Genomic DNA, 14,169 nt, shown 5'->3' on the forward strand with positions numbered 1-14,169 from the left:
CCCATTACGGGCACCTGCCAGTTAGTTGCGCCTGTTTTATACAACACAACAATAGTGCCGATGGTGAACAGCGTGGCTGACGTGACCCTGAGCAAATCCCAATCCAATGGGGCAATGTTAAAGCGCTTGAAAAAAATCCGGCTGCCATTGGCTGGCATCGCGGTCATCGGCCTGCTGCTGGCCGGCTTTCTGTTCTGGCCAAAATCACCCACAGACCTTGGTGTCGGCAACCGCCTGGTGACCTCCGGGGTCCTGGCCAGTTGGCGCAACGGCGACCTGATCGTACTGGTGCGTCATGAAGAACGCTGTGATCGCTCCAGCAACCCCTGTTTCGGCCCGGCTGATGGCCTGACGATCATCGGCACCCAGCAGGCGGCCAAACTGGGCAAAGCCTTCATTTCCCTGGGCATGGAGGGTACCGATGTGTTGGCCAGCCCGACCACGCGTACCGCCCAGACCTCGCAGTTCATGTTCGGCAAGACCACGTTGTCGCCGGGCCCCCTGGCCATCTGCGGCGAGGCCATGGGCGAAGAAGCACTCACCCACAAGCAACCTGGCCGCAACTTGATGCTGATCACTCACAGTGCCTGCATGAGCGACCTCCAGACCGCCCTGGGTTACCCCCGTGCCGATGCGGCCGAATACGGCAGCGCGCTGTTTGTGCAGGTATTGCCAAACGGCAAGCTCAAGGCGGTGGGTACCATGAAAACCGAGGAATGGGCGGCGGCTCTGAAACAACTTTAAATACACTTTTTTACATGTCGGTGCCTGTCGTGTTCAGCCAAACGACAGCCCTGTTCTGGCATGTTTAATCGCGCCCGTTAGTTAAGGACGTTATGACTTTCTCCAACCGCTTAGTGAACATTGTGATGCTTTGTTCTATGAATTCATTACACTCAGTGCCCTCCATTAAACGTCAAGGAGCGACGTGTTCGTGACCCGGTTGAAACCTCTCCCCCTGCTTTTACTCGGCTTTGCCATTTTCTTTCTGTTGCCGCTGGGCTTTCACGGTCTGTGGATTCCGGATGAGGCCCGCTATGGCCAGGTGAGCCAGGAAATGCTCATGAGCGGCAACTGGGTGGCGCCGCACTTCATGGGCGTGCGTTATTTCGAAAAGCCGGCCGGCGGTTATTGGCTGATCGCCCTCGGCCAGGCGGTGTTTGGCGAAAACCTGTTCGGTGTGCGCATCGCCTCGGTCCTCACCTCGGGCCTGAGTGTATTGCTGGCCTACTTGCTTGCCCGCCGTCTGTGGAATGATCCACGCAAGAGCTTCGCCTGCGCCCTGCTCTACATGAGCTTTGGCCTGGTGGCCGGGCAGGCGGGGTACTCCAACCTCGATCCCCAATTCACGTTCTGGGTCAACCTGAGCCTGGTTGCCCTGTGGTTTGCCCTGGGTAACCGCACCACTCGCGGCCGGCTCGGGGCGTGGGCATTGCTGGGCGTCGCCTGCGGCATGGGTTTCATGACCAAAGGCTTTTTGGCGTGGCTGTTGCCCGTCCTGATCGCCGTGCCTTACCTGGTCTGGCAGCGCCGTGTGGGTGAGCTGTTGCGCTATGGCCCGCTGGCGGTGCTGGTCGCCACGGTGGTGTGCCTGCCCTGGGTGCTGGCGGTTCACCTGAAGGAACCTGACTTCTGGCGCTTCTTCTTCTGGCACGAGCATATCCGCCGCTTCGCCGCCGACAACGCCCAGCATGCGCGGCCGATCTGGTTCTTCCTGCCGATCATGGTGGTGGCGTGCCTGCCCTGGTCGGCGCTGCTGCCGGCAACCCTGATCAAGGCCTGGAAGGAAAAAGGCCAGCCGGCGATTGCCTTCCTCGCCTTGTGGATGTTGCTGCCATTGGGCTTCTTCAGCCTGAGCAAGGGCAAGCTGCCGACCTACATCATGCCGTGCCTGCTGCCCCTGGCCCTGTTGATGGGCCACGCGTTGATCGACCTCGTCAAGCAAGGCAAGACACGCTCGATCCTGGTCAACGGTGTGGTCAACTTCCTGATCGGCCTGACGGCGATGGTGGCGCTGATCTACCTGCAAGTCAGCAACCCGGTGTACGGCAACAGCCACGCCGAGATGTTCAGCCTGTCCCTGACCTTTATCGTGCTGCTGGGCTGGATTCTGGCCAACCTGCTGCAAGTGGTTCGCCCACTCACATTGTGGGCCATGCCGGCCCTGGGCATCGGCTTGCTGGTGGCGCTGTTGCCGGCGGGTATGCCGGCGATGATCACCGACACCGAAATGCCCGACCAGTTCGTGGCGGAGCATCTGGATGAATTGCAACAAACCCATGCTTTGCTGAGCAACGAATTGGGCTCGGCATCGGCGTTGTCGTGGCGCCTGCGTCGCCCGGAAGTGGCGTTTTATGACACCGAGGGCGAGTTGCGCTACGGCCTGCAATATGCCGACTCGGTGCACCGCAAGGTCGACCTGGCCAGTGTCCAGGGCTGGTTGGCCGATGCGCGTAAACAGGGCTCGGTCGGCGTGCTGATGCGGGTCAAGAGCACCAGTGAACATATTGAAGAAGGGCAATTGCCACCGGGTGGCAAGCGCTATCGCAAGGGCGACCTGCTTCTGATCGTTTACCCACAGCAACCTTAATGCAGCGCCTGCCACAGGAAGATCCCATGAGTTTCTGGAAAACCGAACGTGGCGCGCTGGTGCTGCTGCTGAGCGTTTCCGCCCTGCTCCTGTTGCTCGGGCTGGGCGCGCGCGACCTGTGGGGGCCGGAAACCCGCTGGGCCAACATCACCTTGCAGATGCTGCAAAGTGGCGACTACTTCGACCCCTACCTCAAGGGCACGCCGTATTACGACAAACCCCTGCCCTCCTACTGGCTGATCACCGGCTTTGCCAACCTGATGGGGGGCCTGGGCCCTTGGTCGTTGCGACTGTCGTCGGTCATCTCCGCCTGGTTGAGCATCTGGCTGGTGTACCTGATCGGCGAGCGCCTGTTCCGCAAGGGCACCGGGTTGATTGCCGGCTGGATGCTCGCCACTACGTTCTACTTCCTGTTCTGGGCCCGTGTGGCCACGGCAGACGTGCTGACGGTGTGCGGCGTGCTGGCGGCCGTCTGGTGGTACTGGCGCGGGCCGGATGACACGCGCCTGGGCCGCTACACCGTATTTTTCCTGCTGCTGGCGGCAACGTCCCTGTTCAAAGGTTTGATCGGTTTCGTATTGCCGGGCCTGGTGCTGTTGCCGCACCTGCTCACTGAGCACCGCTACAAGCGCCACCTCAACCTGCGCCTGCCGGTAGCCATCGTTATCGCAGCGGGGTTCTACGCCATTCCGTTTGTGTTGTCCCACCTTTACGGCGCACCGACCTACGGCGCCAGCGGCCTGGAGCTGGTGTTCCGCGAAAACGTGGTGCGTTTCTTCGATCCCTTCGACCATATGGGTCCGATCTACACCTACCTGATCTACCTGCCGGTCTACACCCTGCCGTGGGCGCCGTGCTGGTTGCTGGGCCTGTGGCTGGCCGTGCGCAACTGGCGGCAGACGCCACCGAATGTGCGCTGGCTGGTGTGGGGCCTGGGCCTCTTGTTCATGTTCTTCACCGCCAGCGGCAGCCGGCGCAGTTACTACGTGCTGCCACTGGTGCCGTTCGCCCAGTTGCTGGCCGCCTGGTGGTTGAGCGAGCGCCTGGAGAACAAGCAGGCCAGTTGGCCACGCTGGCAAAAAGGTTTTGGTTTCACCGCCGGTTTGCTGCTGTTGGTGCTTGGCGTGATCTACCCATGGACCACCGGCAACGGCGGCGTGACCCGTTTCGCCGAGGACGTGCAGGCCGAGGCCGTCAAAACCGCGCCGTGGAACCAATGGCAGTTGGTGTTGGTGGAAGTGGACAACAAGCTGCCGATGTACCTGCAAAAAGACATGCCAAACGGCAAACCGTTCTACTACGTCAGCGAAACCCAGGACTTCCCGCGCCAAGGCGACAGCGCCGCGTTCATGGCCTGGCTGAAAAAAACCAGCGGCCAGGACTTCGACCCGCAACACACGATCATCCTCGCGCAGTATTCCAAGGAAGACCCGACGCCGCTGGCATTTCTGGGAGCGGACCATCAGGTCATCACCACCCAGCCGGACAATGGCGAGCGACTGTTCCAGAAGCGCTCGGGGGGGAGTGTCGCGTTTGTTCCCGCGCGTCAGTAGCGCGCAATCATAAGACGGCTTGCTCCCGATGACGGAGTGTCAGCATCCGATGTATCAGCTGACCACCGCCATCGCGAGCGAGCCCCATCCCACGCCGTCCACATGCCAACGCTTATATCCGGCGGCGCCGGTCGAGTTGCGGGATGGCGGTTTGGGGCACCTCCACGCGTTGCACTCGAGCCACTGTACGTGCCGCCAGTTGCGCCAGGGTCGGCTGGCTGAACAAGGTGCGTGCGTCCACTTCCAACCCCGCCTTGCGCAGGCGTGCGACCAGGCTCACCGCCAGTAAGGAATGCCCGCCCAGTTCAAAGAAATGGTCGTGGCGCCCTACCCGTTCCAGCTTCAAGACATCGGCCCAGATGCCCGCCATCACGGTTTCCACCTCGCCCTGCGGCGGCTCATAGGCACGACTGAGCACGGCATCCACCCCCGGTTCCGGCAGGGCCTTGCGGTCGAGTTTACCGGCGGGGTTGAGGGGCAATTCATCCAATTGCACAAAGGCCGCCGGCACCATGTATTCCGGCAATTGCTCCAGTACATGGGCACGCAAGGCTTCCAGGCTCGGCGCCGGGCCACGCAGGGTGAAGTAGGCGACCAGACGTTCATCGCGAATCAGCACGACCACTTCACGCAACGCCGGGTGCGCCACCAGGCACGCTTCGATTTCACCCAACTCCAGGCGCACGCCGCGCAGCTTGACCTGAAAATCGTTGCGCCCCAGAAACTCCAGGTTGCCATCCGGCAGGTAACGCACCAGATCGCCAGTACGGTACAGCCGGTCACCGGGCACGAATGGGCTCTCGATAAAGCGCTCGGCGGTCATTTGCTCCAGCCCCAGGTAGCCGCGTGCTACGCCGACGCCACCGATGTGTAACTGGCCGCTGACCCCCAGTGGTACCGGTCTGTCGTGCTCATCCAGCACATAGAGACGGGTATTGCTGATTGCCCGTCCGATCGGCAGTTGCACGGCAGGCACTGGTGCGCCGGGCTCCAGGGTCCAGATACAACTGTCGACCGTGGCTTCGGTAGGCCCATAGACGTTGTGCAAGCGCACCTGGGGCAAGCGCGCCTGGACACTGCGGGCCAAGGCTTCAGTCAATTCGCCGCCGCCGCAAAAGACGTCGGTGAGGCTGCTGCACAATGCCGACTCTTCCAGCTCGAGGAATTGCTGCAACATGGCCGGTACAAATTGGATCACCGTGATGTGCTGCTCACGAATCAGCTGAGCCAGGTAAGCCGGTTCGCGATGACCGTCTACCCGCGCCAGCACCAGGCGCATGCCATGGGTCAACGGCCAGAACAGCTCCCACACCGAGCCATCGAAACTGAACGGAGCCCTTTGCAGCAATGCTCCACCCTCAGCCTCAGGGCACAACCGGGAAGCCCACTGCATCAGGTTGCACAGCCCGCGATGCTCGACCATTACGCCTTTTGGCGTCCCGGTGGAGCCGGAGGTATACATCACATAGGCCAGGTTGGCAGCGGTCAAGTCGCCGACCAAGGGATTGCCGGTCGGGGCCTGGCTCCAGGCACAACGGTCGAAATCGATCACCGGGACCGAGACGTCACCCAGTAACTCGCGCGTAGCTGCGTGTACCAGCAGCGCTACGGGTTGACTGTCTTTAAGCATGTAGGCCAGGCGTTCGCTCGGGAAGCCTGGATCCAGTGGGACATAGGCGCCCCCCGCCTTGAGAATCGCCAGCAAGCCCACGACCAGCTCCAACCCGCGCTCGACGCATAACGCCACCCGCGAATCCGGTCGGACCCCACGCTCACGTAGATGGAATGCCAGCTGGTTGGCACGCTCGTTGAGCTCGCGGTAGGTCAGTTGGCCTGCGTCGGCTTGCACGGCAATCCCATGGGGAGTATGTCGCGCATGGGCTTCAAACAGGCCTTGCAGGGTGGCGTTCGTCGGGGAGTCGATTGCGCCGGGGTTCAAACCCAGCACAAGCCTGTGCAGCTCGCTGGCGGGCAACACCGGCACCTCGCTCAAAGGCGTCTGCGGGTTTTGCTCAAGGGCGTCGACCAGACCGTGCAACACGGTGTCGAGGTAGCCGAGCAAACGTTCGGCGCCCACCTCGCGTGGCGCCATCACCTTGAGACGGAACCCGGTCGCGGTATCGTCCACGCTGATCATCAGCGGATAACTGAGGATGTCTTCACTGCTGAGCAAGTCGACGCCCGGCACCAGGTCAAAGCGCTTGTCGGCGCTTGTATGACGGTAGTTGAGCAGACTGTTGAACAGTGGCGTCGCGCCGCTGCAGCGCTGCGCCAACGCAAGGGACGCTTGCTCGTGCACGAGCAAGGCGGTTAATTGCGCATGGGTGTCGCCCAACGCACCGACCACGGTTTTCCCGGCCAGGCATGCGCGCAGCGGCAAGGTATTGATAAACATACCCAGTGCACGGTCGGCGCCCTCGCCCGCCTGCAGGCGCCCCAGCAGCACAGTGCCGAACACCACATCATTGCGGCCCGATACGCAGCCAAGCACCTGGGCCCAGGCCAGGTGGAACAGGCTGGCGGCGCTCACGCCCAGCTTGCTGGCCTGCGCGCGCAAACGCCGGTTGAGAGAGTCAGCCATCGGTCGTTCGAATGCTTCGATTTCAGTGCGGTCGACTTGATGCTCCAGCAAACCGAACGCCAGGGTCGGCTCGCTGACATCCGCCAACCGCTCACGAAAGAACGCCTCGTGGGCGGCCTGCTGCGCAGGAGAGCGACTCTGCGCCACAACGTTGCGATAAGGCACCGACGGCGGCAGTTGCGCCTGTTGACCGAGCATGTGGGCGCGAATTTCGTTGGCCAGTACCGTCATCGAGGTGGCGTCATTGACCAGGTGATGAAAGCGTAACCTAGCAATCCAGCGTTGCTGCTGCGGGTCTTCGGCGTACTCCAGGGCCATCAGCGGCGCCTGGCGCAAATCGAGGGGTACGCGGGGTTCATGCAGCGGCTCGACCCGCAAGTGAGCATGGCGCCACACCACTTGCATCGGCTGCTCGAGGGTGTCCCACACCAGGCTGGTGCGCAGGATATCGTGGCGGTCGATCACCTGTTGCAGGGCCAGGGCAAACGCGTCCAACTGCTCGCGGCGGGCAAAGCTGAACATCGCATGTTGCTGGTACGGGTCGTGTTCGTCGGTGATGTGGTGGTAGAGCAAGCCTTCCTGCAACGGCGCCAGCGGGTAGATTTCCTGCACATTCGCCGCGCCACCCGGAATGCCCGCGACAATGCGGTCCAGGCTCGGTTGATCCAGCTCGGCCAGGGCGAGCATGTCCGCGGTGATATGGGTGCAGTCCGACGCAATCCGATTGGCCGGCACGTCCTTGCCACGTGGAGCACTGGCCGCCGCCAGTGCGGCGAGGGTCGGCTGGCCGAACAACACCTGCACATCGGCTTGCAAGCCGGCCTGGCGCATGCGCTGCACCAGTTGCACCGCCAGCAATGAATGCCCGCCCAGCTCAAAAAAGTGGTCGTGACGCCCGACCTGCCGCACCTGCAGGAGGTCGGTCCAGATCTGCGCCAGGGTGGTTTCCACCCCCACATGCGGCGCCTCGAACAACCGCGTGATGAAAGCGGCCTGGGTCGGCGCGGGCAACGCTTTACGGTCGAGTTTGCCGTTGGCGGTCAGGGGCAGCCCGTCGAGTTTCACGTAAGCGGAGGGCAGCATGTAGTCCGGCAGCGACCTCTGCAAATGAGCACGTAACGCTTCGATATCGACGGTGTGCCGCTCAACGAACCACGCCAGTAATTGCCCCTCGCGAAACAGCACCACCGCGTCTTGAACCGCCGGGTGGGTCGCCAGGGCCGATTCGATTTCTCCCAGTTCTATACGCACGCCACGAATTTTCACCTGGTCGTCGTTGCGCCCCAGGTACTCAAGGTTGCCGTCGGGCAGCCAACGCGCCAGGTCGCCGGTGCGGTAGAGGCGGCCTTCGCCGAAGGGGTTATCAAGAAAGCGCTCGGCACTCAGTTCGCTGCGATTCAGATAGCCGCGCGCCACGCCTTTGCCACCGACGTACAACTCGCCTGTTGCGCCGACGGGCACAAGGCGTTGTTGCCCATCGAGCAGGTACACGCTGGCATTGGCGATCGGCCCACCGATATGCAGCGGCCGGCCGACTTCAACACGCCCGCTGGTGGCGACCACCGTGGCTTCAGTGGGGCCATAGTTGTTGATCACCTCGAAGGTTTGCGCCCGGTTGTAAGAGCGCAGGCGGTCGCCGCCGATCAACAGGGTGCGCAGAGTCGGGTGTTGCAGGTGCTGGCTGAAGGCGTACTCGGCCACCGGCGTCGGCAGGAAGCAGACGTCCAGCGGCTGTGAGCGCCACCAGTCGAGCAGTGCATCAATGTCTTCGGCGCCGTCATGGGTCGGTGGCAGGTGCAGCGTCGCACCCACGCACAGTGCCGGCCAGACTTCCCAGGCCATCGCATCAAAACCGAAGCCGGCCACGCTGGCGGTATGGCTGCCGGCATGCAGGTTGAACGCCTGGCAGTGCCAGTCCACCAGGTTGGACACGGTGTGATGCTCCACCATCACGCCCTTGGGCAGCCCCGTGGAGCCGGAGGTATAGATCACATAGGCCAGGTTCGAAGGTCCGGCCGCCACCCGTGGGCTGTCGCCCAAGTGTACGATGGGCCGGTCGAGCAACAGCACCGGCACGTCCGAGACCGAAATCCGATGCAGCAGATCATGCTGGGTCAGCACGACCACGGGAGCACTGTCGTGCAACAGGTAGTCCAGCCGCTCGGCAGGATGGGCCGGGTCCACCGGTACATAGCAGGCGCCGGACTTGAGGACCGCCAGCAACCCCACCAACGTATCCAGGCCACGCCGGGCCACAAGTGCTACGCGATCATCCGGCTCCACGCCGTGCGCCACCAGTTGATGGGCCAACGCATTGGCTTGTTGATTGAGCTGCAGGTAGGTCAACTGCCGCCCTTGGTACACCGCCGCGACGGCCTGGGGCGTACGTGCAACCTGGGCCTCGATGCGCCCGTGCAGGGTCTGCGGCGCAGTGTAGGGCTGCGCCGTGGCATTCCACCGTTGCAGCTGCGCCTGCTCGGCCGGCGTCACCAAGGAAAATTGCCCGAGCGTCAAATCGGTGTTGTCCAGGCCCTGCTCCAGCAGCCAGGTGAAGCGCTGCGCCAGCGCCTGCACTTCATCGTGCTGGAAGTACGCTTCGTTGTAGACGCAATGCAGGCATGCGCTGTCCTGGGAGCGGTTACTGCGCAGGTGAATGGCGATCGGCAACGGTTCGTGATGGTTGGACACCTTGATCGCCCGGCCCTGGACATCACCATAGTGCAAGTCATGGTCGTCCTGTTCGAAGGACACCGACAGGTCGAACAACTGGCCGCGATCGGTGCGGCGCAGGCCCAATTCGCGGTTCATCTCACTCAAGGGGAAACGCTGGTGGCGGAAATCCCGCTTGAGCTGATCGCGCACACCGCGCACCAATGCGCTGAACGGCAGCTGCTCACTGAACTGAAAACGCACCGCGCTCACTTGGGTGAACAACCCCACGGTGGAGCGAAACCGCGCATTGGATCGGTTAAGAATCGGCAGCCCCACCACCCACTCATCACGCTGATGGGTGCGGGTGAAATACACATAGAGCGCCGCCAGCAACACATGAAACGCCGAGGCCTGGTAATGGTTGGCCATGTGCTCCATACGGTCGAGCAGCGTCACCGCGAAGGGTTGCACCAAGGTGTTGCTCCGTGCCTGGGTGTTCAGCCTGGGCGTGAGCAGCGGCTCGGGCAGCACCTGGTATTTGTCCAGCCAATAGTCACGGTCGCGGGCGTAGCGCGCGGCTTGATGGTAGTGCAGATCAGTGTCGATAAAATCGATATAGGACGATGCCCGCAGTTCCGGTGGCCGGCCGTGCTGCAGGTCGGTGTACAGGCGAGCCAGGGATTGCAGCATCTGGCCAAAGCCCCAACCGTCGAGGATCAGGTGATGGGCCTGGGTGCCCAGGCGATAGTGACCATCGTCGAGCTTGACCAAAAAAAAGCGAAACAGCGGCTCGCCGGTCATGGCGTATGGCCGGGACATCTGCTCCTGCATCAGGGCCTGGGTCGCAGCCTTGGGATCGGGGAGCGCAGAGAAGTCATGCAGCTTCACCTCTGTCGTCAAGGTGCTGGCGAAGGTCTGGCGGGGCAAGCCATTCCCATCGCAGTGCAGTTGGGTTCGCAACGCATCATGCTTGGCCACCAGCATCTGAACGGCACGCTGGAGCAAATCCGGCACCACGGGACCTGCAAAATCGACATAACCGCCGATGTTGTACAGGGGTGAGTCGCCTACCCGCAGTTGGTCGAGCCAGATGTCCTGTTGGGGGGCGGTTAGGGGGAAGCTGACCGGCGGGCTGTTGAGATACTTCATAAGATCCTTCTCATGGGGGTCAGATACTGGCCGCGCAGGGGAGTCCATTACGACGAATCTGCCGGATTGGATCATGGGGGGCGGGGGGCGTCTGTCACCCGAAACCCGGACATCGAGGCAGGCGAACGGGCCACGCTGAGAGTTCATTACTGAAACGATTAAAGCGTTGTAGGACATTGGCTATTTATCGCCGATGTCGCTTTTCTAAAATTTTATTTAAAACATAATTTTTACTTATATATCAAATAGTTAAATAGCTCTAAAAACCAACGCCGATTTTTTTCTGTCGGAATCCACCCTCAGAAACGTCTAATTAATGACACCATTTTTATGGCAGGTTGTGTCCCTCGTTTCCGCTACATACGTAGGACAAATCGCTATGGCTAAATGAAATCTCGAACTCCGAGCTACGTTCAAGGAGTACGGAACGCCCCCTACAGACCCAGGGCGACCGTTGACGGTTTTCGACATCAAGGATGAGATGGCTATGAGTCTGCCCCGAAATATTGGCAACACGGAAAACCCGCAGTTCTACGCCGAATTAGGTGAGTTGATTTCAAACAGCGGTCATACGAGTTTTGCCGCCAACATGTTGCATCTGCTGGACAAGTGGGTACCGATTCACCTGGTGGACCTCAGCGAATGGACCCTCGATGAGCTGCGCGACAGCGTGCTCGATATCACGTTGCTGGGCAGCGCCGGCCTGCAACAAGACCTGTGCGCCCCCCAGCCTCTGCAGCCCCTCAAAGACCACCCACTGCTGCGGGAAATGCTGCGCATGCAGGACCCGCTGCTGATCCAGTTGAAGGCCAAGGCCGACAGTACCCACCCGCTGGGCACCTCGCACCAGTGCAACCTGGTATCGCGCCAGGGCAATCGGCGCTGTGTGATTTCGCTGTATCGCCAGGCGACCCAACGCGGGTTTTCCCTGACCGAACTGTCGTTCCTCAAGTGCCTGTCGGACACCTTGCTGCCCCTGATGGAGCGCCACGCACAACTGCTGCGCCAGGCCCCCATCAGCGAGGCAGAGCCGACCCACAACCTGTTGGAACCGTCACAGTTGCAGCGTGAGTTCTACAAGCGCCTGTCCCTCAGTGACATCACCCTCTCCGCCCGGGAACAAGAAGTCTGCCTCGGGCTGCTGACCGGCGGCACCGTGCCGCAAATGGCGGAAAAACTCAGTGTGAAAAACAGCTCGATCGAAACCTACCTCAAGCGTGCCGCCGCCAAATTGGGCGTGAGCGGCCGCCATGGCCTGGCCAAATGGATGGTTGGCGCCTGATGAGCAGAGTGACGCTCACCGCCCTGGGCCTGGCCTGGATGCTTGGCGGTTGCTCGCTGATTCCCGAGTACCAACGGCCACAGGCACCCACACCTGCGCAATACCCGCAAGGCGGTGTCTACGCACTGGCACAGGCCGACACCGTTGCAGTGAAGCCGGACTGGCAGGCCTTGTTCCATGACCCGGCTCTGCAACACCTGATTGGCGCGGCGCTGGTCAACAACCGTGACCTGCGGGTGGCTGGCCTCAACGTGGAGGCGTTCCAGGCACAGTACCGCATCCAGCGCGCCGACCTGTTCCCGGCGGTGTCGGCCAACGGGGCCGGTAAACGCCAGAAATTACCCGCCAATGTGACGGGCACCGGCAAGTCGGCGATCACATCCGCCTACTCCGCCACCTTGGGGTTGAGTGCCTATGAACTGGATTTCTTCGGCCGCGTGCGCAGCCTCAGTGAGCAGGCGATGCTCACCTACCTGGGCACCGAAGAGGCACGGCGCAGCGCACAGTTGAGCCTGGTGGCCAACGTCGCCAATGCCTACCTGACCTGGCGGGCCGACCAGGAACTGCTGGTCCTCGCCCAGCAAACGCTGGTAGCCAACGACCACAGCTGGCAGTTGACCGACCGCAGCAAAACCGCAGGCAAAGCCTCGGCGCTGGACGTGGTGCAGGCCCGCACGGCGGTCGAAAGCACCCGCGCCAGCGCGGCCCGCTATGAACGCCAGGTTGCCCAGGACCTCAACAACCTCGCTCTGCTGGTGGGCGCCCCGGTGGATGAAAACCTGCCGGCGCGCCCATTAGCCGATGACCTGGTGGCACGCGTGCCGGCGGGGCTACCGTCCGACTTACTGCAGCGCCGTCCGGATATCCTCCAGGCCGAATACCAACTGCAGGCCGCCAATGCCAATATCGGCGCGGCGCGCGCGGCGTTCTTCCCGTCGATCACTCTCACGGCCAACGCCGGTTGCACCAGCACTGACCTGTCGGGGCTGTTCAAGGGGGGCTCGGGCACCTGGACGTTCCAGCCGCAGATCAACCTGCCGATCTTCAACGCCGGCAGCCTGCGGGCCAGCCTCGACTACGCCAAGCTGCAAAAAGACATCACCGTGGCCCAGTACGAAAAATCCATCCAGACCGCCTTCCAGGAAGTCGCCAACGGCCTCGCCGCGCGCCAGACGTTTAACGACCAATTGAAGGCGCAAAGGGATTTCGTCGCCGCCAACCAGGCGTATTACGACCTGGCTCAACACCGCTACCGCAGCGGCGTAGACAGCAACCTGACGTTCCTCGATGCGCAACGCTCGTTGTTCAGTTCGCAACAAGCGTTGATTGTGGACCGCCTGGCGCAACTGGTGGCAGAAGTGAACCTGTACACGGCATTGGGCGGCGCATGGAGCGTCACCGCAAGCCCGACTGCCGCAGCCGATACTCCCCCGGTGTCACCTGCGCGTAACGAAGGAAAAACCGGCTGAAATAGGCCGGGTCCTTGAACCCCAGCTGGTAGCAGATTTCATTCGCGGAGCTGCCGGTAAACAGCAGCAGGCGCTTGGCCTCCTGCATCAGGCGCTCCAGGATCAGACGCTTGGACGGCAAGTCGGCCATGCGTCGGCATACCTCATTGAGGCGCGCTTCGGTGACGCCGATCCTCTCGGCGTAACGCGCCAGCGGCCAATGCTCCAGGTAGTGGGCCTCGATCAGTTCGTTGAAGCGATGGAAGATCCGCAAATCCTCATGCCGCGTCGGACGCGCCGGCAGCGAATGGGCACACAGGCGCAGCAGGCGAATCATGATCAGGCGGGTCAGGCTATCCAGGGCGGCGGCGCGTCCTGGCCGTTGGGCATTGATCTCGCTGTTCAAGGCTTCAAACAGTTGATCCAGCCCTTGGGCATCCTCCGTCAAGGTGACGCAGGCAGCACCTGAGGCCAGGCTGGGGTCGGCTTCTATCAATGCCCAGACCAGTTGCTGGCGCACCGTCAACACATGCCCGTCGGCGTCAGCCTCGGTGACAAAAGCGTGGGGCACCGTGGGGGGCGTGAGGAAAAACATCGGCCCCGCTTCGACGTATTGGCGGTCATCCAGAAACACCCGCACCGCACCACTTTTCACGTAATGCACCTGGAAAAATCGGTCATGCCGATGCACGGGCATGTTGCGCCCGAAAAATTCCGCCAGGTTGGCGAGCTTGTCGTAATGCACCTCGGCGTCGCTGTAACGCTGGTCGTAGACCTGCCCGATGTTGATGTTGGGAATCGGCTTCACGCTGCTCTCTTCTTGTTATTGCGGTGTCGCTGGATTTTGCCATGCTTGACGATAGTTAACATATTAATTATAACGTTAACACATTAACGAACTGCCTACGCAGCCG

7 protein-coding genes are annotated in these 14,169 nt (G+C 61.8%); 5 read left to right on the forward strand and 2 right to left on the reverse strand.

Going from position 1 to position 14,169, the window contains the following annotated elements; translation table 11 throughout:
* The first annotated feature begins 60 nt into the window (after positions 1-60).
* From EXW71_RS05520 to EXW71_RS05530, 3 genes are all read left to right on the forward strand, one after another.
* Positions 61-744 carry a histidine phosphatase family protein gene (locus tag EXW71_RS05520; RefSeq protein ID WP_177421576.1) on the forward strand — a complete coding sequence of 228 codons (684 nt, stop codon included), beginning with the start codon at positions 61-63 and terminating at the stop codon, positions 742-744.
* A gap of 190 nt (positions 745-934) precedes the next feature.
* Positions 935-2,590 carry a lipid IV(A) 4-amino-4-deoxy-L-arabinosyltransferase gene (arnT, locus tag EXW71_RS05525; RefSeq protein WP_134656677.1) on the forward strand — a complete coding sequence of 552 codons (1,656 nt, stop codon included), beginning with the start codon at positions 935-937 and terminating at the stop codon, positions 2,588-2,590.
* Positions 2,591-2,616: 26 nt separating this feature from the next.
* The gene (locus EXW71_RS05530) at positions 2,617-4,143 is read left to right on the forward strand and encodes a glycosyltransferase family 39 protein (RefSeq protein ID WP_134656678.1); all 1,527 of its coding nucleotides are present in this window, start codon (positions 2,617-2,619) and stop codon (positions 4,141-4,143) included.
* Between the two features lie 112 nt (positions 4,144-4,255).
* Here the strand turns inward: EXW71_RS05530 and EXW71_RS05535 are convergent, their stop codons facing one another.
* A complete protein-coding gene (locus EXW71_RS05535; RefSeq protein ID WP_134656679.1) occupies positions 4,256-10,525 on the reverse strand; it encodes a non-ribosomal peptide synthetase in 6,270 nt (2,089 codons plus the stop codon).
* Between the two features lie 487 nt (positions 10,526-11,012).
* On the opposite strand from EXW71_RS05535, the gene EXW71_RS05540 reads away from it, so the two are divergent.
* Together EXW71_RS05540 and EXW71_RS05545 are read left to right on the forward strand one after the other, a co-directional pair.
* Positions 11,013-11,807 carry a helix-turn-helix transcriptional regulator gene (locus EXW71_RS05540; RefSeq protein WP_123716989.1) on the forward strand — a complete coding sequence of 265 codons (795 nt, stop codon included), beginning with the start codon at positions 11,013-11,015 and terminating at the stop codon, positions 11,805-11,807.
* Positions 11,807-13,276 (forward strand): efflux transporter outer membrane subunit, encoded by a 1,470-nt coding sequence (locus tag EXW71_RS05545; RefSeq protein ID WP_134656680.1) that lies wholly within the window; start codon positions 11,807-11,809, stop codon positions 13,274-13,276. The genes EXW71_RS05540 and EXW71_RS05545 overlap by 1 nt, the downstream gene beginning before the upstream one ends.
* On the opposite strand, the gene hpaA is transcribed toward EXW71_RS05545, so the two are convergent.
* On the reverse strand, positions 13,203-14,063 hold the full coding sequence (gene hpaA / locus EXW71_RS05550) for a 4-hydroxyphenylacetate catabolism regulatory protein HpaA (RefSeq protein ID WP_134656681.1): 861 nt from the start codon (positions 14,061-14,063) through the stop codon (positions 13,203-13,205). The genes EXW71_RS05545 and hpaA overlap by 74 nt on opposite strands.
* Positions 14,064-14,169 lie beyond the last annotated feature (106 nt).

This window comes from Pseudomonas sp. BCA17 (genome assembly GCF_004519405.1).
In the GTDB taxonomy this organism is placed as follows: Bacteria; Pseudomonadota; Gammaproteobacteria; order Pseudomonadales; family Pseudomonadaceae; genus Aquipseudomonas.